This window comes from Pseudonocardia sp. Ae331_Ps2 (assembly GCF_001932405.1).
Lineage (GTDB): Bacteria > Actinomycetota > Actinomycetes > Mycobacteriales > Pseudonocardiaceae > Pseudonocardia.
This window is the reverse complement of record NZ_MCIM01000001.1, coordinates 3829527-3855262: the sequence shown is the minus strand read 5'-3', so window position 1 is coordinate 3855262 and position 25736 is coordinate 3829527. Positions and strand designations below refer to the sequence as shown.

Annotated in this window: 15 protein-coding genes, 3 rRNA genes and 2 pseudogenes; 8 read left to right on the top strand and 12 right to left on the bottom strand. The window is 71.6% G+C overall.

Translation table 11 applies throughout. From position 1 onward, the window contains the following. Positions 1-22 precede the first annotated feature (22 nt). Positions 23-3481, bottom strand: a complete 3459-nt coding sequence (locus tag Ae331Ps2_RS18505) for an indolepyruvate ferredoxin oxidoreductase family protein (RefSeq protein ID WP_075307497.1) — start codon at positions 3479-3481, stop codon at positions 23-25. Between the two features lie 153 nt (positions 3482-3634). Between Ae331Ps2_RS18505 and Ae331Ps2_RS18500 the strand changes: the two genes are divergently transcribed. After that, positions 3635-4078 carry an Lrp/AsnC family transcriptional regulator gene (locus tag Ae331Ps2_RS18500; RefSeq protein WP_020627910.1) on the top strand — a complete coding sequence of 148 codons (444 nt, stop codon included), beginning with the start codon at positions 3635-3637 and terminating at the stop codon, positions 4076-4078. A gap of 39 nt (positions 4079-4117) precedes the next feature. Next, positions 4118-5341, top strand: coding sequence for a glycosyltransferase (locus tag Ae331Ps2_RS18495; protein ID WP_075307499.1), 1224 nt, complete (start codon positions 4118-4120; stop codon positions 5339-5341). 10 nt (positions 5342-5351) lie between these two features. On the opposite strand, the gene Ae331Ps2_RS18490 is transcribed toward Ae331Ps2_RS18495, so the two are convergent. From Ae331Ps2_RS18490 to Ae331Ps2_RS18460, 7 genes are all read right to left on the bottom strand, one after another. Further along, positions 5352-5867, bottom strand: a complete 516-nt coding sequence (locus Ae331Ps2_RS18490) for a hypothetical protein (RefSeq protein ID WP_075307501.1) — start codon at positions 5865-5867, stop codon at positions 5352-5354. Between the two features lie 204 nt (positions 5868-6071). Then, complete coding sequence (locus Ae331Ps2_RS32105; RefSeq protein ID WP_075307503.1) at positions 6072-6473, bottom strand: zf-HC2 domain-containing protein; 402 nt, start codon at positions 6471-6473, stop codon at positions 6072-6074. A 706-nt stretch (positions 6474-7179) separates the two neighbouring features. Then, positions 7180-7296, bottom strand: a 5S ribosomal RNA gene (rrf, locus tag Ae331Ps2_RS18480). 104 nt (positions 7297-7400) lie between these two features. Then, positions 7401-10491, bottom strand: a 23S ribosomal RNA gene (locus tag Ae331Ps2_RS18475). 315 nt (positions 10492-10806) lie between these two features. Then, positions 10807-12326, bottom strand: a 16S ribosomal RNA gene (locus tag Ae331Ps2_RS18470). The 16S, 23S and 5S rRNA genes sit together here, the layout of an rRNA operon. Before the next feature lie 468 nt (positions 12327-12794). Further along, on the bottom strand, positions 12795-13940 hold the full coding sequence (locus Ae331Ps2_RS18465) for an acyl-CoA desaturase (protein ID WP_075307505.1): 1146 nt from the start codon (positions 13938-13940) through the stop codon (positions 12795-12797). 65 nt (positions 13941-14005) lie between these two features. Further along, complete coding sequence (locus tag Ae331Ps2_RS18460; RefSeq protein ID WP_075307507.1) at positions 14006-15130, bottom strand: ferredoxin reductase; 1125 nt, start codon at positions 15128-15130, stop codon at positions 14006-14008. 188 nt (positions 15131-15318) lie between these two features. Here Ae331Ps2_RS18460 and Ae331Ps2_RS18455 point away from each other — a divergent pair. Together Ae331Ps2_RS18455 and Ae331Ps2_RS18450 are read left to right on the top strand one after the other, a co-directional pair. Further along, a pseudogene (locus Ae331Ps2_RS18455) lies at positions 15319-16206 on the top strand (SIS domain-containing protein); the annotation flags it as partial. 41 nt (positions 16207-16247) lie between these two features. Continuing rightward, positions 16248-16697, top strand: a complete 450-nt coding sequence (locus Ae331Ps2_RS18450; protein WP_175581806.1) for an MOSC domain-containing protein — start codon at positions 16248-16250, stop codon at positions 16695-16697. Here Ae331Ps2_RS18450 and Ae331Ps2_RS18445 read toward each other — a convergent pair. Continuing rightward, positions 16653-18077, bottom strand: a complete 1425-nt coding sequence (locus Ae331Ps2_RS18445) for a DHA2 family efflux MFS transporter permease subunit (protein ID WP_075307511.1) — start codon at positions 18075-18077, stop codon at positions 16653-16655. The genes Ae331Ps2_RS18450 and Ae331Ps2_RS18445 overlap by 45 nt on opposite strands. After that, positions 18074-18718: a TetR/AcrR family transcriptional regulator gene (locus tag Ae331Ps2_RS18440; protein WP_020624045.1), complete on the bottom strand. Its 645-nt coding sequence runs from the start codon at positions 18716-18718 to the stop codon at positions 18074-18076. The genes Ae331Ps2_RS18445 and Ae331Ps2_RS18440 overlap by 4 nt, the downstream gene beginning before the upstream one ends. 127 nt (positions 18719-18845) lie before the next feature. Here Ae331Ps2_RS18440 and Ae331Ps2_RS18435 point away from each other — a divergent pair, with 127 nt between their 5' ends. Both Ae331Ps2_RS18435 and Ae331Ps2_RS18430 read left to right on the top strand, forming a co-directional pair. After that, positions 18846-20663: an NAD(P)/FAD-dependent oxidoreductase gene (locus tag Ae331Ps2_RS18435; protein WP_075307513.1), complete on the top strand. Its 1818-nt coding sequence runs from the start codon at positions 18846-18848 to the stop codon at positions 20661-20663. After that, on the top strand, positions 20660-22252 hold the full coding sequence (locus Ae331Ps2_RS18430; protein WP_139318776.1) for a hypothetical protein: 1593 nt from the start codon (positions 20660-20662) through the stop codon (positions 22250-22252). Before Ae331Ps2_RS18435 ends, Ae331Ps2_RS18430 begins: the two co-directional genes overlap by 4 nt. On the opposite strand, the gene Ae331Ps2_RS18425 is transcribed toward Ae331Ps2_RS18430, so the two are convergent. Both Ae331Ps2_RS18425 and Ae331Ps2_RS18420 read right to left on the bottom strand, forming a co-directional pair. Next, complete coding sequence (locus Ae331Ps2_RS18425; RefSeq protein WP_060711301.1) at positions 22228-22857, bottom strand: TetR/AcrR family transcriptional regulator; 630 nt, start codon at positions 22855-22857, stop codon at positions 22228-22230. The two genes, Ae331Ps2_RS18430 and Ae331Ps2_RS18425, sit on opposite strands and share 25 nt — an antisense overlap. Before the next feature lie 67 nt (positions 22858-22924). Then, complete coding sequence (locus tag Ae331Ps2_RS18420; RefSeq protein WP_075307515.1) at positions 22925-23200, bottom strand: hypothetical protein; 276 nt, start codon at positions 23198-23200, stop codon at positions 22925-22927. A gap of 186 nt (positions 23201-23386) precedes the next feature. On the opposite strand from Ae331Ps2_RS18420, the gene Ae331Ps2_RS18415 reads away from it, so the two are divergent. Next, on the top strand, positions 23387-25417 hold the full coding sequence (locus Ae331Ps2_RS18415; RefSeq protein ID WP_075307517.1) for a WD40 repeat domain-containing protein: 2031 nt from the start codon (positions 23387-23389) through the stop codon (positions 25415-25417). A gap of 128 nt (positions 25418-25545) precedes the next feature. Continuing rightward, a pseudogene (locus Ae331Ps2_RS33385) lies at positions 25546-25736 on the top strand (IS5/IS1182 family transposase); the annotation flags it as partial.

Sequence of the window (25736 nt, the reverse complement as noted above, 5' to 3'; positions counted from 1 at the left end):
CGCCCGCGCGAGTCGCTGAGAGTCAGCCGGTCAGGGCGGCGAGCGCGGTCCGGGCCTGCTCCCGGAACCGCTCGACGTTGCCGAGCTTGACGTCCTCGTAGCCGCGCACCAGGTCCACGGTCTCGGCGACGGCGACCACACCGTCGACGGTGTCGTGCGTGAGCCGGTCCAGCGCGGCGCGGACCAGCGTCTGGTACTCCCCCACCAGCTCGCGCTCCACCCGGCGGACCCCGGCGCGGCCGAACACGTCCAGCGGGGTGCCGCGCAGCCGCCGGGCCGCGCGCAGCGCGCGGAACGCGGGGCCGGCCAGCCGGCCGTCGAGGGCGATCTTGCGGTTCATCCCCAGCGCGCGCAGCACCGGCGGGTGCAGCATCACCGAGACCCGGGCGTCGGGACCGAACGCGGCGTCACGGCGGGCGGTCTCGACCGGGTCCAGGTGCAGGCGGGCGACCTCGTACTCGTCCTTGTAGGCCATGAGCCGGTGCAGGCCGCGGGCGTAGGCGGCGCCGACGCGCTCGCCGGCCGCGTCCCCGGCCCGGGCGGCGGCGATGGCCGCCACCCGGCGGACCTCCTCGGCATAGCGGTGCGCGTAGGCGGCGTCCTGGTAGCCGGTGAGGTCGGCGATGCGGGTGGCCAGCGCCTCGGCGAGCTCGGAGCCCGTGGCGACCGAGCGGGCCAGCGCCGCGGACACCTCGTCGACGGCGACCGGGGCCGGCTGCGGCGCGAGGAGCGCCCGGCGCACGGCGGCGGCGTCGATCGCGGCGGCCCGGCCCCAGCGGAACGCGGTCAGCGTGGTCTCCACGGCCGCGCCGTTGACCCGGATCGCCTCCTCCAGCGCCTCGACCGACACCGGGAGCACCCCGTGCTGGTAGGCGGCACCGAGCAGCAGCATGTTGGTGGGCAGGTGGTCGTCGAACAGCGCCTCGGACAGCGTCTGGGCGTCGACGGCGAGCAGGTCGCGGGCGACCGCGCCGATCCGCTCGACTGCGTCGTCGGTGGAGCCGGGCAGCACGACGCGTCCGGTGACCATGGCCGCGGTCGGCACGAGCGAGGTGTTGACGACGGCGACGGTGTGCCCGGGCCGGGCGACCGCGAGCGTCGCGTCGGAGGCGGTGCCGACCAGGTCCATCCCGATCAGCACGTCCGCGGTGCCGCGGGAGGCGCGCAGGATCCCGTGGTGGGGCTGCTTGGCGATCCGGACGTCGGAGACGACCGGGCCGCCCTTCTGCGCGAGCCCGACCTGCTCCAGCCCGGCGGCGAACAGCCCGTCGAGGTGGGCGGCCATCTGCAGGATCGCCGAGGCGGTGACGACGCCGGTGCCGCCGATGCCGGGCATCCGGATCAGGGTCGCGTCCTGGTCGACCCGCGGCTCGGGGGCGACGAGCGTGACCGGCAGCGGCGGGATCTCCCGGCGCGCCCGGGTGCCGGGCACCACCGTCAGGAACGACGGGCAGTCGCCCTTGAGGCAGGAGTAGTCGGTGTTGCAGGACGACTGGTGGATGGTGGTCTTGCGGCCGAACTCGGTCTCCACCGGCAGCACCGACAGGCAGGTCGACTGGTCACCGCAGTCGCCGCAACCCTCGCAGACCCGCTCGTTGATCAGCACCTTCTCCGCCGGGGCGGGCAGCTTCCCGCGCTTGCGCAGCCGGCGCTCCTCGGCGGCGCAGCGGTCGTCGTGGATCAGGACGGTGACGCCGTCGAGGGCCACGAGCTCCTGCTCGACCGCGGCCAGCTCGTCGCGGTGGCGGACGCTCGCGATCGGGTCGAGGGCGATGCCGCGGTAGTCGCGCGGGTCGTCGGTGGTGACGACGATGCGGCGCACGCCCTCCAGGGCGAGCGAGCGGGTGATGTCGGGGACGTTCATCCGTCCCTCGGCGCGCTGCCCTCCGGTCATGGCGACGGCGTCGTTGTAGAGCAGCTTGTAGGTCATGGTGACCCCGGCGGCGACGGCGGCGCGGATCGCGAGCGAGCCGGAGTGGTGGAAGGTGCCGTCGCCGAGGTTCTGCACGAGGGTGCGGTCGTCGGTGAACGGGGCCAGGCCGATCCACTGGGCGCCCTCGCCGCCCATCTGGGTCAGCCCGATCTGCCGGCCGCGGTGCTCACCGTCGAGGGCGATCATCGCGTGGCAGCCGATCCCGACGCCGACGAGCGTGTCGTCGCCGGTGCGGGTGGAGGTGTTGTGCGGGCAGCCGGAGCAGAAGTACGGCGTCCGGTTCCCGAGCAGGTCCAGACCGATCCGCGACGGCTTCGGCGGGGCGAGGCGCTCCAGGTGCACGCTCGCCGCGGCGGGCAGCGTCCGTCCGGCGGCGGTGAGCCGGGCGGCCAGGGCGCGGGCCACGTCCTCGGCGCCGAGCTGGCCGCGGGCGGACAGCAGCGGGCGGCCGCGGTCGTCGCGGCGGCCGGTGACCGTCGGCCGGTGGTCGCGCCCGTAGAGAGCGTCGCGCAGGTGGCCCTCCAGGAACGGCACCTTGTCCTCGACCACGAGCACCTCGGCGCAGCCCTCGACGAGTCCGGCGAGCGCGTCGGCGTCGACCGGGAACGGCATGGCGAGGCGGATCAGACGCACGCCGAGTGCGTCGAGCTCGGCCTCGCCCAGGCCCAGGTCCTCGCACGCCCGCAGCACGGTGGCGTACCCGGTACCGGAGGCGAGCACGGCGAGGTGCGGGTCGCGGGAGGTGAAGGTGACGCGGTTGAGCCCGGTCTCGCGGGCGTACTGGCGGGCCAGGTCGAGCCTGCGGGTGAGCTGGTCGTGCTCGGCCTCGACGGCGGCGGGCCCGACGAGCGGGCCGGCCTGCGCGCGGTCGGTGGCGGGCGGGGCCGGGACGCCGACCAGCTCCGGGCGCAGCGCGCCGAGGTCGACGGTGCAGGAGGCGTCGGCGACGTCGGCGATGATCTTCAGGCCGGTCCAGAGCCCGGTGGCCCGGGACAGCGCGACCGCGTGCAGGCCCAGCTCGATCACCTCGGCCACCGAGCCGGGCGCGAGCAGCGGCATCGTCAGGGACTGCGCCATCGGCTCGCAGGAGCTGGGCACGGTGGAGGACTTGCAGGACGGGTCGTCGCCGATGATCGCGACGGCGCCGCCGAGCCGGGCGGTGCCGGCCAGGCTGCCGTGCCGGATGGCGTCGGCGGCCCGGTCGAGGCCGGGGTTCTTGCCGTACCACCAGCCGACGACGCCGTCGTGGCGGCGACCGGGGACGGCGTCGAGCAGCTGGGTGCCGGCGACGGCGGTGGCGGCGAGCTCCTCGTTGAGCCCGGGCCGGAAGACCACGCGCTCGGCGTCGAGGTGGGTCCGGGCGCGGCCGAGCTCGGCGTCGAAGGTGCCGAGCGGGGAGCCCTGGTAGCCCGAGACGAACGAGGCCGTGTCGAAGCCGCGCGCGGTGTCGAGGCGGGCCTGTTCGAGCACGAGCCGCACCAGCGCCTGGATCCCGGTCATCGGAGCCCGCCCGTGGGTGGCGAGGTACTTGTCGTCCAGCACGGTCATCGGTGACAGCTCCTCGTCGGGTGGGCGGCGCGGCCCGCTCAGGACAGCGTGACGAGCGCCACGACGCAACAGCCGAGGGGACTCTGACCGAGAGAACGCAACGGATACCGTGTGGCGGCCACACAGGAGTGAATCCGTTGCGCCGGAGGTGCTGTGCCCGAGACCGAGGTCGACGAGCTGGACCACGCGATCCTGCGGTTGCTGCACGAGGACGCGCGCCGCACCTACGCCGACATGGCCGCACGGGTCGGGCTGTCCACCGCCGCGACCAAGCGCCGGGTCGACCGGCTGCGTGAGTCCGGGGTGATCACCGGCTTCACCGTGCAGGTCGACCACGCCAAGCTGGGCTGGCCGGTCGAGGCGTTCAGTGAGATCCGCTACGCCGGCACCGCCAGCGTCTCGGAGATCGTCGACACGGCGTCGCGCCAGCCGGAGGTGCAGGCGGTCTACACCCTCGCCGGTGACCTCGACGCCCTGGTCCAGGTCCGGGTGCGCGATCTCGCGCACCTGCAGGAGGTCATCGACCGGCTGCGGCGCAACGGCACCGTCACCGGGACCCGGACGCTGATGGTGCTGGGGCGCTGGACCCGCACGTGATCAGTTGCCTATCGCAACGATCCGACCGATCATGACCGGGTGCTCGTTCTCTGCAGTGTCACCGGTTCGCCCTCGCACGGCCGGGCCGTGCTCCCCTTCGCCCGGGCGCTGGGCGATGCCGGCCACCGGGTCGTGGTGGCGTGCCCGCCCGACGTCGCGGGGGTGTTCGACGGTGCGCCCGTCGTCGTCGAGCCGGTGCTCCCGACGATGGCCGACGCCGCCGGACACCTCGGCCCGGTTCTCGCCCGGCTCGGCGGGCCCGCCGCGCTGGCGACGCTGACCCCGGCCGAGGCGACGACGGCGCTGCTGCCGACCCTGTTCGCGGGTCCGCAGGTGACGGGCTCGGCGCGGGCGCTGCTCGCACTCGTGCGGGCCCACGGGGTCCCGGACCTGGTGCTGCGCGACGGCGGCGAGACCGCGGGGTTCCTGGTGGCCGAGCACCTGGGGGTGCCGTGCGTGGCGGCACCGTCGGGCGCGGGCAACGTCCTCGCCCCGCACGTCGTCGCCGACGCGCTGACCGAGCGTCGCGAGGAGCTCGGCTTCGCCGTCCCGGACGACCCGGCTGCGCTGCACCGGTGGGGGCGGCTGGACTGCATGCCGCAGCAGTTCTCGCTGGCCGAGCCGCAGGTGGCGCCGGCGCGGGCGTTCCGCCAGGACGACCAGGTCACCCGCGGCGAGACGGTGCCCGGCTGGGTCGCCGCGCTGCCCGGGAACCGGCCGCTCGTCCTCGCGGGACTGGGGACGGCGATGCCGGCGATGGCCGGACGTGCCCAGCGCCGCGCCCCCGTCGACCCGCACGCGGCGCTGCGCACCGTGGCGGAGGCGGCGTCCCGGCTCGACGCCGAGGTGGTGCTGTCCACCGGCGGCCTGCCGGTCGACGACCTGGACCTGCCTCCGCACGTGCATCCTGCTTCGTGGGTGCCGCAGCCGCTGCTGCTCCAGGTCGCGGACCTGTTCCTCACCCACGGCGGCTACAACGGCATCCGCGAGGCCGTGCGGCACGGCGTCCCGCTGGCGGTGCTGCCGCAGTTCGGGGACCAGGAGCACAACGCCGGGCGGGTCGCCGAACTCGGGCTGGGCTCGCACTGCGCTCCCGACGCCGCCGAGATCGCGGCGACCTGCACGCGTCTCCTGTCCGACGACGACGTCCGCGCGCGGATCCGCTCGGCCCAACGCGCGATGCTGGCGCTGCCGCCGGTGGAGGACGCGGTCGGTGTCCTGGAGGACCTGGCCGCGCGCCGGGTAGCCGTGCTGGCGGCCTGAGCCGCAGGGGTCAGGCGGGCGGGCCGTGCGGGGCGCGGGGCCCGCAGGCGACGACGGTGCGTGCCCAGGTGCCGAACAGCACGAGCACCCCGAGCACGGTGACGACCAGCCCCGGTCCGATGTCGTCGGTGCCGGCGACGGCGGTCTGGCGCGACCACACCGCCCAGAGCCCGGTGACCGCGCCGACGCCGGTGACGGTGGCCGCGGTCCAGGCCAGCGGCCAGAAGCGGGTCAGCAGGGCGAGCACCGACACCCCCACCGCGACGACGGCGACCACGGTGAACAGCCACGGCAGCGGCCCCATGGCGGCCCGGCCGGTGAGGACCTCCCACCCGGCGCCGTGGGTCGACCAGGGCATGAGCAGGGCGGCGACGACGGCGGCGACCCCCGCCCCCGCGACGACCGACGCCGGACCGGGGTCGATCCAGCGGTCGACCCGCCACGCGATGCGGGTGAGCTCGTCGGCGAGCTCGGGTGTCGCCTGCGGGGACAGCGCGCCCGGGCCGGGCGTGCGCGGTGCACTCATGCGGCTCCCTCGTCGTCACTGCGGTGTCGTCGCTGCATGTAGTCGCTGCGGTAGCGGGATGTCGGGAAGGCTATTGCACCACGCCGGTACCGGTCGCGACGCCGCCGACGGGGTGGCTCCGGGGGCCGGTCGGCGAGCCCGCCGTGCGCACCGCTCGGCGGTCGCGGCGGTTCCGGAACGGCCGCCGCGGTCGGCACCGCTCGCCTAGGCGGCGCGGACGGCGCAGCGGCAGGGCGCGCCCTGCTGGCAGCCGCAGCCACAGGTACTCGCGCATCCGCACGCCGAGGTCGCCGCGCCCACCGGGGCCGGTGCCGCCGAGCCGCCGCAGCAGCCGCCGTCGAGGCAGCTCAGCCGGGGGACGGCCGCGGGCGGTGGTGCCGGAGCCGGAACGGCGACGCCGAGCGCGGCGAGGACCCGGTCGGTGAGATCGGGGACCGGTTCCGCCGGACCGACGCGGGCGAGCCGGCCGAGCCGGTCGGCACCGTCGGTGAAGGCACGGCAGGACGCGCAGCCGGCGAGGTGGTCCTCGGCCATCGCGCGCTCGTCGTCGGCCGCCTCGCCGTCGAGCCGGGCGGACAGCACCTCGCGGTAGCCCTGACAGTCCATACCATCACTGTCGTACACGAGGCCCGTCCGGTTCCACCCGACCCCCGTCCGTGTTCCGCGGTCCGTACGGCGCGTTCCTCGGTGACCGCGGCACCTGACCTCGTGCCGACAGCTCCGCGGGCCCTCGGGGAACCCCGTCCCTTGCGCTTCCCACGCGCAGCAGAACGACGCCACCGGCGTGCGTCGCCCCGCTCCCGCCGCTCGCACCGGTACAGCAGCGTCGTCTGGTGGAGCAGCATCGTCGATCAGGCAGTGTCGGCGGTGGAGCCAGCATCCTCGGTGAACCGGGGGTCGCCGTGGCCCCGGCCCCGGGCCGAGTCCCCGCCCACTCTCACCCCGCATCGCCCTGCCTTACCGCGCCTCATCCATCGCCGCGGGTGCGTTCGACCTCGCACACCGTCCTACGACCTCGCAGACCCTGCAGCAGATGCGAGGTCACAGAAACCTGTGCCCCGTGCCCCGCCCGGCTCACAGCCGGCGCAGAACAGAACAGAACGGGACAGAACGGGACGGGACGGGACGGGACCGACTCCACAACCGAAAGCGGGCCCAGAGCACAGGCACACAACGCCCCGCACCCCGCCGGGCGCACTGTGGGCAGCGCTGTCGTGCCCTGGCAGCCTACGGAGAGCCGACCGGAACAGAACCCAGAAAACAGGAAACGCCCCGGACAATGAAGTCCGGGGCGTTTCCTGATCATGTTGAATGTCGGCGGCGACCTACTCTCCCACACCCTGGCGAGTGCAGTACCATCGGCGCTGGAAGGCTTAGCTACCGGGTTCGGAATGGGACCGGGCGTTCCCCTACCGCAATGACCACCGACAACACTATTCAACAAACCCCCACACAAACATGGGGGGACCTACGAACACACAACCCGCACAGGGTTGTGGGCTCAGGGTCACACAGTGGATGCGAACAACTCGTTGTGGCAAGCCCTCGGCCTATTAGTACCGGTCAACTCCACCCCTCACAGGGCTTCCATCTCCGGCCTATCAACCCAGTCATCTCCTGGGAGCCTTACCCACTCAAAGGTGGTGGGAGACCTCATCTTGGAACAGGCTTCCCGCTTAGATGCCTTCAGCGGTTATCCCTCCCGAACATAGCCAACCAGCCGTGCCCCTGGCGGGACAACTGGCACACCAGAGGTTCGTCCGTCCCGGTCCTCTCGTACTAGGGACAGCCTTCCTCAAGTCTCCAACGCGCGCGGCGGATAGGGACCGAACTGTCTCACGACGTTCTAAACCCAGCTCGCGTACCGCTTTAATGGGCGAACAGCCCAACCCTTGGGACCTACTCCAGCCCCAGGATGCGACGAGCCGACATCGAGGTGCCAAACCATGCCGTCGATATGGACTCTTGGGCAAGATCAGCCTGTTATCCCCGGGGTACCTTTTATCCGTTGAGCGACACCCCTTCCACAAGGTGGTGCCGGATCACTAGTCCCGACTTTCGTCCCTGCTCGACCCGTCAGTCTCACAGTCAAGCTCCCTTGTGCACTTACACTCAACACCTGATTGCCAACCAGGCTGAGGGAACCTTTGGGCGCCTCCGTTACTCTTTGGGAGGCAACCGCCCCAGTTAAACTACCCACTAGGCACTGTCCCTGAACCAGATCATGGCCCGAGGTTAAGACACCCAATTCGACCAGAGTGGTATTTCAACAACGACTCCACCACCACTGGCGTGATAGCTTCACAGTCTCCCACCTATCCTACACAAGCCGAACCGAGCACCAATACCAAGCTATAGTAAAGGTCCCGGGGTCTTTCCGTCCTGCCGCGCGTAACGAGCATCTTTACTCGTAGTGCAATTTCGCCGAGTCTGTGGTCGAGACAGCGCCCAAGTCGTTACGCCATTCGTGCAGGTCGGAACTTACCCGACAAGGAATTTCGCTACCTTAGGATGGTTATAGTTACCACCGCCGTTTACTGGCGCTTAAATTCTCCGCTTCGCCCCACAAGGGGACTAACAGGTCCTCTTAACGTTCCAGCACCGGGCAGGCGTCAGTCCGTATACATCGTCTTGCGACTTCGCACGGACCTGTGTTTTTAGTAAACAGTCGCTTGGGCCTGGTCTCTGCGACCGGCCATCCCTAGCCCGCACGGGGCATCAAGACAACCGGCCCTCCTTCTCCCGAAGTTACGGAGGTATTTTGCCGAATTCCTTAACCACAGTTCGCTCGATCGCCTCGGTATTCTCTACCTGACCACCTGTGTCGGTTTGGGGTACGGGCCGCAACAGCACTCGCTAGAGGCTTTTCTCGACAGCATGGGATCACCCTCTTCGCCTCAATCGGCTACGCATCACCTCTCACCCTTCACGACCCCCCGGATTTACCTAGGAGATCAGGCTACAGGCTTACACCACGACAACCACCGCGTGGCGGAGCTACCCTCCTGCGTCACCCCATCACTTGCCTACTACCAGATCGGATCCCACGCTCCCCCACAAACAACACTCCCGAAGGAGCGAAGGTGGGTTCGGATGGTTAGCATCACCAGCCTCGGCATGGACGCACTATCACGAGCACGGGAATATCAACCCGTTGTCCATCGACTACGCCTGACGGCCTCGCCTTAGGTCCCGGCTCACCCTGGGCGGAACAACCTGGCCCAGGAACCCTTGGTCATCCGGCGGCAGAGATTCTCACTCTGCATTCGCTACTCATGCCTGCATTCTCACTCCCACACCCTCCACCCGTAAATCACTCCCGGGCTTCACCAGACGCAGGACGCTCCCCTACCCAACAACACCACAAAGATGTCATTGCCACGGCTTCGGCGGTGCGCTTGAGCCCCGCTACATTGTCGGCGCAGGACCACTTGACCAGTGAGCTATTACGCACTCTTTCAAGGGTGGCTGCTTCTAAGCCAACCTCCTGGTTGTCCGGGCGATCCCACATCCTTTCCCACTTAGCGCACGCTTAGGGGCCTTAGCCGGTGATCTGGGCTGTTTCCCTCTCGACCACGAAGCTTATCCCCCGCAGTCTCACTGCCGCGCTCTCACTCACCGGCATTCGGAGTTTAGCTGACTTCGGTAAGCTTGTCGGCCCCCTAGGCCATCCAGTGCTCTACCTCCGGCGAGAAACACACGACGCTGCACCTAAATGCATTTCGGGGAGAACCAGCTATCACGAAGTTTGATTGGCCTTTCACCCCTACCCACAGCTCATCCCCCAGGTTTTCAACCCTGGTGGGTTCGGGCCTCCACGACGTCTTACCGACGCTTCACCCTGGCCATGGGTAGATCACTCCGCTTCGGGTCTACACCCCGCGACTCAACCGCCCTATTCGGACTCGCTTTCGCTACGGCTACCCCACACAGGTTAACCTCGCCACGAAGCATAACTCGCAGGCTCATTCTTCAAAAGGCACGCCATCACCCCGCAAGGCTCTGACGGCTTGTAAGCACACGGTTTCAGGTACTATTTCACTCCCCTCCCGGGGTACTTTTCACCTTTCCCTCACGGTACTTGTCCGCTATCGGTCACCAGGTAGTATTTAGGCTTGACGGGTGGTCCCGCCAGATTCACAGCGAATTTCACGGGCTCGCTGCTACTCGAGAACAATGCCCACAACAGAACCAAACATTTTCGCGTACGGGGCTATCACCCACTACGGCCGACCATCCCAGAATCGTTCCGCTAACACCGGTTCATGCTGTCCCACCCTCGGCAGAAGATGAACGACACGCCTCACAACCCCGCACCCGCAACGCCTGCCGGCTTGACACGGACACGGTTTAGCCTCATCCGCTTTCGCTCGCCACTACTCACGGAATCACTATTGTTTTCTCTTCCTGTGGGTACTGAGATGTTTCACTTCCCCACGTTCCCTCCACGCACCCTATGAATTCAGGTACGGGTAACGCCCCATGACGGGCGCTGGGTTTCCCCATTCGGACACCCTCGGATCACAGCTCGGTTGACAGCTCCCCGAGGCCTATCGCGGCCTCCCACGTCCTTCATCGGCTCCTGATGCCCAGGCATCCACCATGTGCTCTTAACAACTTGACCACAACAAGATGCTCGCATCCACTATGCAACACTCAACCCACAACCACACCCAACCAAGAACAACCACCACCCACCACAAGCAGGCGTTAGGAAGCCCCCGACCAGAGCGGCCAAAGAAAACAACCCGTTCACCAGGTGTCTCCTCAGGACCCAACAGTGTGCCAAGCCAAACCGGTCCAACGAACTGCGTTCCACCCAACGCACCCAACCCACAGACGGAGCTGATGATGCGATTCAATGAAGGAACCACAGAAACCCACAGAGCAAAACCCTGCAGAGCCATGTGATGCCCCATCACATGATGGGACTCCTTAGAAAGGAGGTGATCCAGCCGCACCTTCCGGTACGGCTACCTTGTTACGACTTCGTCCCAATCGCCAGTCCCACCTTCGACAGCTCCCTCCACAAGGGTTGGGCCGCCGGCTTCGGGTGTTACCAACTTTCGTGACGTGACGGGCGGTGTGTACAAGGCCCGGGAACGTATTCACCGCAGCGTTGCTGATCTGCGATTACTAGCGACTCCAACTTCACGGGGTCGAGTTGCAGACCCCGATCCGAACTGAGACTCACTTTAAGGGATTCGCTCCACCTCACGGTCTCGCAGCCCTCTGTATGAGCCATTGTAGCATGTGTGAAGCCCTGGACATAAGGGGCATGATGACTTGACGTCATCCCCACCTTCCTCCGAGTTGACCCCGGCAGTCTCCCATGAGTCCCCACCATAACGTGCTGGCAACATGGAACAAGGGTTGCGCTCGTTGCGGGACTTAACCCAACATCTCACGACACGAGCTGACGACAGCCATGCACCACCTGCACACCAACCACAAGGGAAGCCCTATCTCTAGGGATGTCTGGTGCATGTCAAACCCAGGTAAGGTTCTTCGCGTTGCATCGAATTAATCCACATGCTCCGCCGCTTGTGCGGGCCCCCGTCAATTCCTTTGAGTTTTAGCCTTGCGGCCGTACTCCCCAGGCGGGGCGCTTAATGCGTTAGCTGCGGCACAGAAACCGTGGAATGGTCCCCACACCTAGCGCCCAACGTTTACGGCGTGGACTACCAGGGTATCTAATCCTGTTCGCTCCCCACGCTTTCGCTCCTCAGCGTCAGTATCGGCCCAGAGACCCGCCTTCGCCACCGGTGTTCCTCCTGATATCTGCGCATTTCACCGCTACACCAGGAATTCCAGTCTCCCCTGCCGAACTCAAGTGATGCCCGTATCGACCGCACGCTCAGAGTTAAGCCCCAAGTTTTCACGGCCGACGCGACACACCGCCTACGAGCTCTTTACGCCCAATAATTCCGGACAACGCTCGCACCCTACGTGTTACCGCGGCTGCTGGCACGTAGTTGGCCGGTGCTTCTTCTCCAGGTACCGTCAATCACTCTTCGTCCCTGGCGAAAGAGGTTTACAACCCGAAGGCCGTCATCCCCCACGCGGCGTCGCTGCGTCAGGCTTCCGCCCATTGCGCAATATTCCCCACTGCTGCCTCCCGTAGGAGTCTGGGCCGTGTCTCAGTCCCAGTGTGGCCGGTCGCCCTCTCAGGCCGGCTACCCGTCACCGCCTTGGTAGGCCATCACCCCACCAACAAGCTGATAGGCCGCGGGCCCATCCCCCACCGAAAAAACTTTCCACCACCAACCATGCAGCCAGTGGTCCTATCCGGTATTAGACCCAGTTTCCCAGGCTTATCCCAGAGTGGAGGGCAGGTCACCCACGTGTTACTCACCCGTTCGCCGCTCGTGTACCCCCGAAAGGGCCTTACCGCTCGACTTGCATGTGTTAAGCACGCCGCCAGCGTTCGTCCTGAGCCAGGATCAAACTCTCCAACAAAACCCTGACTTGCAACAAACAACTAGCCACAACACCCGACGGGATCGAATGCTGCAACCAAACAAACAATCTGGCACAAAACGCCAAACCGATTCAATATAGCTCGACACACTGTTGAGTTCTCAAAAGACACCCGCACCGCAATCACCCAACCCCCACACAAGGAAGCGGGATCCTGAAGACGGATCGCCTCGACCCGCCAAGACAACCACACCGAGAAACTCGGCGAACCACCAGGGGGTCAGCTGTCCGCGGGGCCTGTTGACCGAACCACTCAGGGCCCGTTCTGTCCGGCTCACTCGCTGACGGAAAGAAAGTTACACCCCCCGTCGGACGCCGTTCACAGGGGGGTCGGTTTTCGACGTCTCCGCAGGTCAGGGGCGCTCAGACCGGGGGCCGGACGCGGACCGGGCGGTCGGGTCCGGCGGGTGCCCGTCGTCGGTGGTGCTCCCGGTCGTCCGCCGGGGGTCAGGCCGCCTGTGCGGCAGGCCGGCGGAGCAGACCGCGGCGCTCGCGGCGGTGCTCGGCCTCCCGGATCCCGCGGGCCGGCAGCGACAGCCGCCAGATCGAGCGGGTCGCCTGCCAGAACTGCCGAGGGAAGGGGCCCGTCGTGTACGGCAGGTCGTACTTCTCGCAGAGGGCGCGGACCTTCACCGCGATCTCCGGGTACCGGTTCGACGGCAGGTCCGGAAACAGGTGGTGCTCGATCTGGTAGCCGAGGCTGCCGGACATCACGTGCATCAGGCGGTTGCCGGTGAAGTTGGCGGAGCCGAGCAGCTGGCGCAGGTACCACTCGCCGCGGGTCTCCCCCTCCAGCTCCTCCTCGGTGAAGACCTCGGCGCCGTCCGGGAAGTGCCCGCAGAAGATGATCGCGTAGGACCAGATGTTGCGGACGATGTTGGCGGTGGCGTTCGCGGTCAGCGTCGAGACCGCGGCAGGACCGGTGAGCAGTGGGAACAGCAGGTAGTCCTTGCGCATCTGACGGGCGTGCTTGCGCCCGACGTCGAGCAGCTTGCGCCGGAACTCCTCGGGGTCCTCGATCTGCCACCTGATCAGTCCCTCGACGTCGAGGTCGTGCAGCGACACCCCGTGCTCGAACAGCAGCATGAGCAGCACGTTCCAGAACGGCTGGCCCAGGTAGGCGGGGTGCCAGGGCTGGTCGGCGCGGACCCGGAGGATCTCGTAGCCGACGTCCTTGTCCTTACCGATCACGTTCGTGTACGTGTGGTGCAGGTAGTTGTGCGAGTGCCGCCACTGCTCGGCGGGACACACGTTGTCCCACTCCCACGTCGACGAGTGGATCTCCGGGTCGTTCATCCAGTCCCACTGGCCGTGCATGACGTTGTGCCCGATCTCCATGTTCTCGAGGATCTTCGCGACCGAGAGCATGGCCGTGCCGGCGAGCCAGAGCGGCGGGATCCGGCTGCCGAACAGCGTCACCCGCGCGGCGACGTTGAGCCGCCGCTGCCAGGTGATCGTCGTGCGGATGTAGTCGGCGTCGTACTGGCCACGACGCTCCTCGACGTCGGCGCGGATCGCGTCGAGCTCACGCCCGATCGCCTCCACGTCGGCGTCGGTGAGGTGGGCGAACTCCTTGACGTCGGCGATGGCCACGACGTTCCTCCAGGGTGTGGGCGGTGCCGGACTCTCGGGGTCGGATCTCGGGGGCAGATCACGGGTCAGATCTCCAGGACGCAGTCACCGGCGGCGGCGGTGATGCAGGTCTGGATCCTCTCGGCGGGGGTGTCGGGGTCGCCGCGGCGTTCGGTGCCGTCGCGCAGGTCGCGGACCGACCCGGACCGCAGGCCGACGGTGCAGGTGTGGCAGATGCCCATCCGGCAGCCGTAGGGCAGGTCGAGACCGGCCTGCTCCCCCGCGTCGAGCAGCGTGGTGGCGCCGTCGATCTCGACGGTGGTGTCGCCGTCGTCGGAGGAGCGGGCAGCGGAGCCGCGGCGGACGAAGGTGACCGTGCCGCCCTCCGCCTCGCCCCCGCGCAACGACGCGGAGAAGCGCTCGACGTGCAGTGCGTCGCCCCGGCCCGCGGACTCCCACAGCTCCTCGGCCTCGTCGAGCATCGCCTCCGGCCCGCACGCCCAGGTACTGCGCTCGCGCCAGTCCGGGCAGTACTCGGCCAGCCCGGCGGGGGTGAGCCTGCCGCGCTCCCCGGTGAGGTGCAGCTGCACCCGCAGCGACGGGTGTCGCGCGGACAGCTCATCGAGCTCGGCGGCGAAGATGACGTCGCCGTCGCGCGGGGCCGAGTGCACGAGCACCACGTCGGTCACGGTGTCGCGACGGTCCAGGGTGCGCAGCATCGCCATGATCGGGGTGATGCCGCTGCCCGCGGTGAGGAACAGCAGCCGCTCCGGTGGCGGGTCGGGCAGCACGAACTCGCCCTGCGGCAGCGCGAGGCGCACCACCGTGCCGGGCCCGACGCCGTCGACGAGGTGGCGGGACAGGAAGCCCTCCGGCATCGCCTTCACGGTGATCGAGATGTGTCTGCGGTCGCGGCGCGGCTCGGAGGTCAGCGAGTAGGAGCGCCAGTGGAAGCGGCCGTCGACCTCGACGCCGATGCCGACGTACTGGCCGGCGCGGTGGTCGAACGACCAGCCCAGGCCGGGCCGGATGACCAGGGTGACGGCGTCGGCCGTCTCGGGTACGACCTTCACCACCCGCCCGCGCAGCTCCCGCACCGACCACAGCGGGTTGAGCAGCAGCAGGTAGTCGTCGGGCAGCAGGGGCGTGGTGAAACGGGCGGCCGCCTTCCGTGCGCGGCGCAGTCCCCTCGGCAGTACGGCGTCGGTCATGACCCACCTCGTCGTCGCGGTCGGGACCATCGGACCCGATCTCGAAGGCGACGGCAAGTTGGGATGGCGACACCCTCGCCACCAGTGAGGACGAGGTCGTCCCCCGACCTGCGGGAACGTTACATCGGTTTCGTCGGCAACGATGTCGAGATCAGCTGTCTAGGATCGTCGGGGTGGCGGACTTCCCGATCGAGGAGCTGGCCCGCATCCCGGCGGCGGCCGAACCGGCCGGCGAGTTCCGTCACCGCAACCCGGTCGTCGACCCGGACTGCCTCTACGTCGCGGTCAGCCAGTCCGGCGAGACCGCCGACACCCTCGCCGCGGTGCAGGAGCTGCGCCGCAAGGGCGGACGGGTGATCGGCGCGGTGAACGTGATCGGCGCGGCGATCTCCCGCGAGTGCGGGGCCGGGGTGTTCCTGCACTCCGGGCCGGAGGTGTCGGTCGCCTCGACCAAGGCCGTCACGACCATGAGCGTGACGTTCGCGATGCTCGCGGTGCTGCTGGGCCGGGTGCGGGACCTGTCGGTGGCCGACGGGCGGCGACTGCTCGACGGGCTGGCCGCGCTGCCCCGCCACGTCGAGGCCGTCCTCGCCGAGGACGCCGCCCACGGCACGGTCGCCGCGGTCGCACGGCGGTGGGCGCACGCGTCGTCGATGTTCTTCGTCGGACGCACCCGGGCCAGCCCGGTCGCGCGGGAGGGCGCGCAGAAGCTCAAGGAGATCTCCTACTGCCACGCCGAGGCCTACCCCGCCTCCGAGCTCAAGCACGGCCCGCTGGCGCTGGTCACCCCGGACATGCCCAGCGTCGTCGTGGTGCCCGACGACGAGCTGCTCGCGAAGAACGTCGGCACGATCGAGCAGATCCGGGCCCGGGGCGGGCCGGTGATCGCGGTGACCGACGCCGAGCTGCCCGCCGGGCTCGCCGACGCCGTGCTGCGGGTCCCGCGCACGGAGCCGGAGCTGGCCCCGATCCTGCTCGGGATCCCGCTGCAGCTGCTGGCCCGGCACACCGCCGTCGCGCTCGGACGCGACGTGGACCGGCCGCGGAACCTCGCGAAGTCGGTGACGGTGGAGTGAAGGTCCTCGGGTTGCACGTCGCCGCGGAGCGGGGTGGGCCGATGCACGACGCCCGGCGGGTCGAGGTGCTCGCGGGCAGCGGCGTCGTCGGCGACCGGTACTTCGGCACCCGGCACCGGCACGTGTCGGTGCAGAGCCGCGACGAGCTCGACGCCGCGGCCGCCGAGCTCGGTGCGCCGGTCCCCTCGGGCCGCACCCGGCGCACCGTCACCCTCGACCACGGCACCGTCCCCACCACGCCCGGGACCCGGCTGCGGCTCGGCGGGGTCGAGCTGGAGGTGGTGCGCCGGGCCGCGCCCTGCCGGGTGATGGAGACCGCCGTCGGACCGGGGGCGCGCCGCGCCCTGCACGACCGCGGCGGCGCGGTGTGCCGGGTGCTGAGCTCCGGCACGATCGCCGTGGGGGACGCGTCGGCCGTGGTCGACGCCGCGGTGGCGGCCCCGCCCTCAGCCGACCGGGGTCTCCGCCGCGGCGCGGCGCCGGACCAGTAGCGACAGCAGGACGGCCAGCACCCCGACCCCACCGGCGACGGCGAACGCGGCGTGCAGCCCGCTCGCGTCCGGGGAGGCCCCCGCGGCGGCCGAGCCCAGCGCGGCGACGGTGACGAACAACGCCGTCCCCAGCGCGCCCGCGACCTGCTGCAGCGTGGAGAGGATCGCGCTGCCGTGGGAGTACAGCTCGTCGGGCAGCGAGCCCAGCGCCTCGGTCATCAGCGGCGTCATCATCAGCGCGAGCCCACCCATCAGGACCAGGTGGAAGGCCACGACCACGCCGAGCGGGGTGCCCGGGCCGAGGGTGGAGAACAGCAGCAGGCCGGCCGCCATCAGCACCGCGCCCGGGATCACCAACGGCCGGGCCCCGACGCGGTCGAACAGCGCGCCGACCGGACGGCCGAGCAGCCCGAGCAGCAGCCCGCCGGGCAGCACCACGAGCCCGGAGACCAGCGTGCTCGTGCCGAGCACGGTCTGCAGGTAGAGCGGCAGCAGCACCGCCGCGACGCCGATCAGCGACAGGAGCACCAGCGCGGTGAGCACCAGCGCCACGACGAACTGGCGTCGCCGGAACGGGCGCAGGTCCAGCAGGGCACGGCCGTCGCGCATCAGCCGCAGCTGGCGCAGCACGAACACGGCCAACGCGACCAGCCCGACGACGACCGGCACCCACGGCGGGAGCCCCCCGCCGCCGTGGCCGCCCAGCGAGGACAGCCCGTAGACCAGCCCGCCGAACCCGACGGCGGACAGCAGCACCGAGACCACGTCGAGCGGGACCGGGCGGCCGCCGCCGTCGATGCGCAGCCAACGGCCGCCGGCCGCCATGGCGAGCACGGCCAGCGGCAGGACCAGCCAGAACATCCAGCGCCAGCCGAGGCCGGACAGGATCGCGCCGCCGATCGTCGGACCGATCGCGGGCGCGACGGCGATGACGATCGTGATCGTGCCCATCGTCGCGCCGCGCCGCTCGGCAGGCACCAGGCGCAGGATCGTGGTCATCAGCAACGGGAGCATCATCGCCGTACCGCCCGCCTGCACGATGCGGCCGACGAGCAGCATCGCGAAGCCGGGCGCGAACCCGGCCACGGCGGTGCCCACGGTGAACAGCCCGAGCGAGGCGAGGAAGACCTGCCGCGGGGTGAAGCGGTCGAGCAGGTAGCCGGTGGTGGGGATGACCACGGCCATCGTCAGCAGGAATCCGCTGGTCAGCCACTGGGTGGTGGTGGTGGGGACGCCGAGGTCGACACTCAGGTCGCGCAGTGCGACGCTCAGCACGGTCTCGTTGAGGATCATCACGAACGCGGCGCCGACGAGGACCGCGATCAGCGCTCCGGTCCGGCTCGCCGGTACCTGCTCGGTACGGGACGGGGTGGTGGTCACGCGGGGTCTCCTGCCTGGGGAAGGGTCGTGGTGGCCGCGCGCAGGGCGCGGCCGAGTCGGCCGACGGGGTCGGCGCACCGCACGCCCGCGGCGAGCTCGGCGGCGAGGTCCTCGTTGCTGATCCGCAGGGCGGCGGCGACGGCGGCGGCGTGCACCCGGACGTCGAGGTCTCCGGGTTCGCGGCCGGCGCGGGCCGCGATCACCTCGGCGAGCACCGGCTCGGCCCGCTCGTGCACCGCCAGCCACACCGCCCGCAGACCGGGCTCGGTGCGCGACAGCGCGATGACGGCCATCGCGGCGTCGGCGTCGGCGGCGTCGCGCGGGTCCTCCGGCGGGCGGTACTCGGCGATCAGGTGCTCGTCGAGGCTCACCCCCGCCGGCCAGCGTCGCAGCGTCGCGACGACGGCGTCGATGCTGCGGGCGAGGACGGGCTCGACGCAGCTCTCCTTGGTCCGGAACCAGCGCCACAGGGTGCGGCCGGACAGTCCGACCTCCTCGGCGATCCGCTCGCCGCTGGTGGCGTGCACGCCGTGCTCGCGGAACAGCGCCACGGCCGCGCGGGAGATCTCGAGGCGCTGCAGCTCGCGCCGGCGGTCGCTCATCGGCGCCCGCCCGCGTCGGGTGTCGTCGAGTGTCTTCATGTCACTGCCCGACAGTAATGAGACGGGTCGGGGCCGACCACGAGACACTCGTCTCACAGTGCCTTTTTGGCAGTTCGTGCCACCCTGGTGCGGCAGCTGATCATGCGATGCCGAGGGAGCCACCAGCGTGACGACGACCGGGACCACCGGGACCACCGACCCCACCGCGGCCGACCTGGACCGGCTGCGGGAGCGCTACCGCGCCGAGCGCGACCGCAGGCTGCGACCCGACGGCGTCGCCCAGTACCGGTCCTCGACCGGGGAGTTCGGCTTCTACGCCGAGGACCCGTGGTGCGAGCCCACCGACCGCGACCCGGTCCGTGACGAGGTGGACGTGTTGGTCGTGGGCGGCGGCTTCGGCGGGTTGGTCGCCGCGGCCCGGCTGCGGCAGGCCGGCCACGAGCGGATCCGGATCGTCGACGTCGCCGGGGATCTCGGCGGGACCTGGTACTGGAACCGCTACCCCGGGATCGCCTGCGACATCGAGAGCTCGATCTACCTGCCGCTGCTGGAGGAGCTGGGCGGGATGCCCAGCCGTCGCTACCCGCCGGGCGGGGAGATCCGGGCGCACGCCCGCGCGATCGGCGAGCACTTCGACCTCTACCGCGACGCCCTGTTCGGCACCGAGGTCACCACCCTGGTCTGGGACGACGACACGTCGGCCTGGCAGGTCGGCACCGACCGCGGCGACACGGTCACCGCCCGGTTCGTGGTGATCTCCTCCGGGCCGTTCAACCGGCCCAAGCTGCCGGGGATCCCCGGGATCGCCGACTTCGCCGGGCACACCTTCCACACCAGCCGGTGGGACTACGACTGGACCGGCGGCGACGAGCGGGGCGGCCCGCTCGACCGGATCGGCGACCGCACGGTCGCCGTGGTCGGCACCGGGGCGACGGCGATCCAGTGCGTCCCGCACCTGGCCGGGGCCGCGCGGCACCTCTACGTCGTGCAGCGGACGCCGTCGTCGGTCGACACCCGCGACGACGCCCCCTACGACGAGGCCTGGTGGCGGTCGCTGGCCCCGGGCTGGCAGCGACGCCGCCGCGAGGACTTCCTGGCCCTGATGGACATGCGTCCGGCGCCGCACGGCTCGTTCGGCCCCGACGGCGTCGCGGACAAGTGGACCGACACCGCCCCGGTCCGGGGCGCACGGCGGCTCGCCCGGACCCGGGGCGTCGAGGAGCCGGCCGAGGCGCTGGAGATCGCCGACGCCGAGAAGATGGACGAGATCCGGGCCCGGGTCGACGCGATCGTCACCGACCCGGCGACGGCCGCGGCGCTCAAGCCCTGGTACCGCCAGATGTGCAAGCGCCCCACCTTCAGCGACACCTACCTGCAGACCTTCAACCGGGACGACGTGACGCTGCTCGACACCGGCGGACAGGGCGTCGAGCGGATCACCCGCGACGGCCTGGTGGTCGACGGCGTCGAGTACCCGGTGGACGCGATCGTGTTCGCCACCGGGTTCGAGCTCGGCGCCGACCCCGCCACCCGGGCCGGAGCCGACATCCGCGGCCGCGGCGGCGTCACCCTCGCCGAGCACTGGGCGGACGGGCTGTCCACGCTGCACGGCTGGGTCAGCCGCGGCTTCCCCAACCTGTTCCACGTCGGGGCCGGGCAGAACTCGGCGTCGCCGAACTTCGCGCACGTGCTGGAGGAGCAGGCCGGGCACATCGCGGCGGTCTGTGCCGAGGCCGCCCGGCGCGGGGTGCGGATCGTCGAACCGACCGCGGAGGCGGAGGCCGCGTGGGTCGCGACGATCCGCGAGCGGGCCCGCGACCAGCAGGGTTTCCTCGCCGAGTGCACGCCCGGCTACTACAACTCCGAGGGCCGCCCGCGACGGCGCTCCGAGCAGTTCGGCGGCGGTCCGGTCGAGTTCCACCAGATCCTGCGCGACTGGCGCGCCGGCGGGATGGACGACGTGCTCTCCGGCGGCACCCCGTGAGCGTGCGCCCGGTCGCCGGGCCGGACCGGGGGCCCGTGCGGACCGCGCCCGGGCTGCGTGCCGAGCCGCTGTGCCCGCCGAACCCGCTGTGGGCGTCCAACGGGATCGTGGCCGGTCCGGACGGACGGCTCTGGATCGCGCAGTTCCTCGGCGGCACCGTGTCCGCGTTCGACCCGGCGACCGGCGGGCTCGAGACGGTGCTCGGGCCGGACGGGCCGCTCACCGCGCCCGACGACCTCGTGTTCGGCGCCGACGGCGAGCTGTTCGTCGTCGACCTGCCCGCGGGGCTGGTGTGGCGCCGGGCACCCGGCGGGGCCATGACCGTCGTCGCCGACGGGATCACCGCCCCGGACGGGATCGCCTGGCACCGCGGACGGCTGTTCGTCAACGAGCTGTGCCCGGACGGCCGGCTGCTGGAGATCGACCCGACCGGCGGGCCGCCGCGGGTGCTCGCGACCGGGCTCGCGCTCGGCAACGCGATGGAGGTCGGCCCGGACGGGCTCCTGTACTACCCGCACCTGCTCTCCGGCGAGGTCTGGCGGGTCGACCCGGACGGCGGCGCCCCCGAGCGACTGCTCGCCGGGCTGGACCGGCCGGTGGCCGTGCGCTTCGACCCGGGGGGCGGGCTTCGCGTCCTGTCCAACGGCGGCGGCGCCCTGTGGACCGCGGAGGACGGTCGGGTCACCGCCACCCTCGACACCGGCGTCGGCGGCGCGGACAACGTCGTGTTCACCGCCGACGGGTCGGCCTGGGTGACCGGGGCCTTCCACGGCGGGCTGGTCCGGGTCGGCGTCGACGGCACGGCGACCACGGTGCTGCCGCCCGGCCTCTGCGGCCCCTGGGGCGTGGCCGCCGACGGGACGGACGCGCTCGTCGCCGACCACTTCTCCCTGGCCCGGGTGGGTGGCGGCGCCGTCACCGCACTCGGCGACGTCGTCACCGAGGTCCGCGGCGGGATCCGCGGACTCACCCGGCACCACGGCGACACGGTGGTGACCACCGGGACCGGGGTGTGGCGCGGCCGTCCCGGCGCCTGGACCCGGGTGGCCGACGGGCTGGCCGGGGCGACCGGCGTCGCCGCCTGCCGGGACGGGCTGCTGGTCGCCGAGACCGGCGCCGGGCGGGTCCTGCACCTCGGCGACGACGGCAGCGTGACCGTGCTCGCCACGGGACTCGACGGGCCGGTGGACGTGGCCGTCGACCCGACCGGCGCCGTGTACGCCACCCTGACCGGCAGCGGGCAGGTCGTGCGGCTCGACCGCGACCCCGCCGGCGACCGGCGGGACGACCGCTGCACCGTCCTCGCCGCGGGGCTGCACCGGCCGGAGGGACTCGCCGTCGCCGGGGGCGCGCTGTGGTGCGCCGAGGCCGCCGCGGGACGCCTGCTGCGGATCGACCCGGTGGACCGCACGGTCACCGTCGCGGCGTCGGGGCTAGCCTTCGACGTCCGGCCGCCGCACGTTCCCGCCGACTGCCGCAGCGGCGCGGCCACCCGGCCCGCCCCGTTCGCCGGGGTCGCCGCGGCCGGGGACGGGTCGGTGCTCGTCGCGGTGAACGGCGAGGGTCACGTGCTGCGGGTCGGCCCCTGACCGGCCGCCCGCTCGCCGTCGACGCCGTGGATCGCGGCGTCGACGGCCGCCGACAGCCGCGCGCGCAGCTGTGCGGCCGGCGGGCGGCGCCCGTCGGCGGTGGCGGCGGCGATGTCCTCGGTCGCGACCCGCAGCGCCCCGTTGAGCGCCGCAGCGTGCACCCGCACGGCGACGTCGCCCGCGTCGCGGCCGAACCGGCCGGCGAGGATCCCGGCCAGGACCGGCTCCGCACGCTCCTGCACGACCAGCCAGATGGCGCGCAGCGCGGGCTCGGAACGGCTCATCCGGATCACCTCGAAGACGAGGTCACCGTCGTCGGGGCCCGCATCGGGGTGCTCGGCGTAGTCCCGTGCGAGGTGCTCGGCGAGCGGGGTGTCGTCGGGCCAGCGGGCCAGGCTCGCGGTGAACGCGTCGGTGGCCAGGCTCAGCACCGGCTCGACGCAGCTCTCCTTGGTGCGGAACCAGCGCCAGAACGTGCGTGCCGAGAGCCCCACCGCCTCGGCGATCTGCTCACCGCCGGTCGCGGCGACGCCGTGCTCGCCGAACAGCCGGATCGCGGCCCGGGAGATCTCCAGGCGCTGCAGGGTGCGGCGGCGGTCGCTCATCGGCCGCCGACCGCGCCGGACCGCCGTCCCCTCCGTCACACCGCACCCCCGAGTGCTCGCCGGGCGGTCAGCCTAGTCGGCGCGCGTTGGCACGCACCCGGGTGCGGATCGGCTCCAGGGCACGCCCGAGGGTCGCCGGTCCCGGCGGCGAGGTGGCCAGGACGACGGCGGCCCGGGAGAACCCGTCGACCTTCTCCGCCCACATCCGGTGGAACTCCCGGACCTCGCGTGCCGGGGGCGGGAAGCCCGAGGTGAGCATCCGGGCGGTGCGGCGTGCGACGACCAGCGGCGCGAACACCGCGATCTCGGTGAGCGAACGGAGGGCACGAGTGGTGGCGGGCACGAGACGGACGGTAGCCCCCGCCTCCGACACCGGCCCCCGCCTCCGACGCCGAGAGTCCGCGCGCCGGTCACCGAGGGCTCGCCGCCGGTCACCGCCGGTTCGGTGGCGACACCCCCTCCCGCGTTAACGATGGAGTGCGGGGCCACGACAGGTAACCGAACGCGACCCCGGGGAGGGCTCACACGCATGGCCGTCGAGACGTTCTGGGACGGGCTGGAACGGCGCATCGCCGCCGGCGAACCGCCGTACGGGGAGCACCCGGGCGTCGCGCCGGACGGGGTGACACCCGAGGCGCTGCGCCGCGTCCTGGACCTCGAGGCGCACCACCTGCGCCGCTCCGGCACCGCACCGGTCGCCCAGCACCTGCTCGCCGGGGCCGTCCTGGCCGGGGAGGCCGCACTGGCCGGGGCGGCCCGGGCCCGGCTCGCCGCCCAGGGTGTCCCCGCGCTGACCACCCGCTGGCGCACCCGGCCGCCGTCGGCGGCGCTGAGCCGGGTCCTGGAGGGCCACGGCGACGCGGTCGTCGCGCTGCTCGCCGGGCCGGACGGCCTGCTGCTGTCGCTCGACGCCTCCGGCGAGAGCGGCGCCTGGGACACCGCGACCGGACACGCGGTCCCGGACCCGCTCGCCGGGCCCGACGGTCCGCGGCCGCCGACCTCCGCGGCCCGTGCCCGGACGGTCGCCCTGTCCCCCGACGGCGGTCTGCTCGCCCTCGCCGGGGACGCCCCCGGCGTGCGGGTGCTGGCCACCGACGGCCCGGCCCGCGGCGCCGAGGTCACGGCCCTGGCCGGGTCGCCCGGCCCGGTGACCGCGCTCGCGGTGACCGGGGCCTCCCCGACCCGGGTGCTCGCGGGCGGCGCCGACGGCGCGGTGCGGGTGTGGGACGCGACCAGCGGCGCGGCCGTCTCGGTCGCCCACGGCCACGTCGGCCCGGTCACCGCGCTGACCGCGACCGGCCAGGGCACCGTCGTGTCCGGCGGGGCCGACGGCACGCTCCGGTCCTGGGACCCGGCCAGCGGGGCCCCGCTGGGGCTGCTGGAGGGCGGGCCAGCCGTGGTCGCCGTGGTCGTGCCGACGGCGGGACAGCTGCTCGCGGCCACCGCCGACGGCGCCCTGCACGTGTTCGCGCTGGTCGACGGCGTGCCGCAGGACGCGGTGCGGCTCGAGGTCCCCGGCGACGAGGTCGCGGTCACCGCGGCCGCGCGCGCCGGCGAGGGCCGGGTCGTCGTCGGACGGGTGGACGGGACCGTCCAGCTCGTCCCGACCGCCGGCCCCGGCCCGGTCACCGAGCTCGCCGGGCACGGTGCCGCGGTCCGCGCGGTCGTCGCCGACCCGGCGGGCACCGTCGTCGCGTCCGGGGACGACCACGGCCGCGTCCTGGTCTGGGACCCCGCACGGGCCCGGCCGGGCACCGGCGGACCCGCCGGGGTCTCCCCCGCGGTCGGCGCGGTCGCCGCGACCGGGAGCCTGGTCGTCTCGGCCGGCCGCCGCTCCGACGGGGTGCTCGCCCACGACCCGGCCACCGGCACGCGCCGCTGGAGCGTCCCGGCCGGCGCGGGCCCGCTGTGGTTCGACCCCTCCGGCACCCGGCTGTTCGCCGTCACCGGGACCTCGACCGTCGAGGAGCGCTACGCGACGACCGGGGTGCGGGCCGGTGCGGTGTCGCTGCCCGGCCGTGTGCTGGCCGGGCGGGGCGCGCTGGTGGTGACCGGTGAGCCGGACGGCACGGTCGCCGTGCGCGACGCGCGCACCGGGCGTGCCTTCCGCACCACCCGGCTGCCGTCGGCACCGCGGGTGGCCGCGCCGACCCCCGGCGGGGCGACCGTGCTGCTCGCCGCGGACGGTCTGCTGGTCTGCTGGCGGCCCGCCTCCGCGAAGGTGTCCATCGTGGCGCTGCCGGCCGGGCTGGTCACGGCCGTGGCCGTCGACGACGACGGCTGCCACGGCGTGGTCTGCGACGCCGACGGCCGGGTGCACGTCTGGCGGGCCGGGTCGGCCACGGTGACCACGGTGCGCGCCGACGCGGCGCACCTGACCGCGGCCGCCGGCGCGGGCCGGTGCCGCGCGGTGACCGCGGGCTCGGACGGCTCCGCGGTGCTGTGGGACCTGACCTCGGCGACCGCCCTCGGCCGGGTTCCGCTCGACGCGCCGCTGACCGCGGTCGCGGTCGGGGGCGGGACGGTGGTCGTCGGCGACGGGTGCGGCGAGGTGCACTGAGGTGTTCTCAGTAGCGGGGTGGCAGGTCGTGGCGACACGCCGAGGGTGGTGAGATGAGCGGGAACGGGGCAGGACCCCGGTAGATCGGTTCGGTCCAGCACAGATCGACACCGTCACCGAGGTCCTGCATGTCTGATCCTGTCACCTACACCGCTGTCCTCCCGATCGGGGAGCGCACCGTGGCCTATCTGGCGCGGCTCCTGGTCCTTCAACGCCGTCGACGTGGCACCCGGCGGCGGGCGTTGACCCCGTTCGCCCAGGCAGTGCTGGTGATCCGCTGGTTCTGTGATGCTACCCGGGTCCGATGTTTGGCCGGTGA

Excerpts from the sequence above, each read along its gene's own strand:
- Ae331Ps2_RS18415 (WP_075307517.1), top strand. The coding sequence starts at position 23,387 with ATGGCCGTCGAGACGTTCTGGGACGGGCTGGAACGGCGCATCGCCGCC.
- Ae331Ps2_RS18505 (WP_075307497.1), bottom strand. The coding sequence starts at position 3,481 with ATGACCGTGCTGGACGACAAGTACCTCGCCACCCACGGGCGGGCTCCG.
- Ae331Ps2_RS18440 (WP_020624045.1), bottom strand. The coding sequence starts at position 18,718 with ATGAAGACACTCGACGACACCCGACGCGGGCGGGCGCCGATGAGCGAC.
- Ae331Ps2_RS18450 (WP_175581806.1), top strand. The coding sequence starts at position 16,248 with ATGCACGACGCCCGGCGGGTCGAGGTGCTCGCGGGCAGCGGCGTCGTC.
- Ae331Ps2_RS18425 (WP_060711301.1), bottom strand. The coding sequence starts at position 22,857 with ATGAGCGACCGCCGCCGCACCCTGCAGCGCCTGGAGATCTCCCGGGCC.
- Ae331Ps2_RS18490 (WP_075307501.1), bottom strand. The coding sequence starts at position 5,867 with ATGAGTGCACCGCGCACGCCCGGCCCGGGCGCGCTGTCCCCGCAGGCG.
- Ae331Ps2_RS18460 (WP_075307507.1), bottom strand. The coding sequence starts at position 15,130 with ATGACCGACGCCGTACTGCCGAGGGGACTGCGCCGCGCACGGAAGGCG.
- Ae331Ps2_RS32105 (WP_075307503.1), bottom strand. The coding sequence starts at position 6,473 with ATGGACTGTCAGGGCTACCGCGAGGTGCTGTCCGCCCGGCTCGACGGC.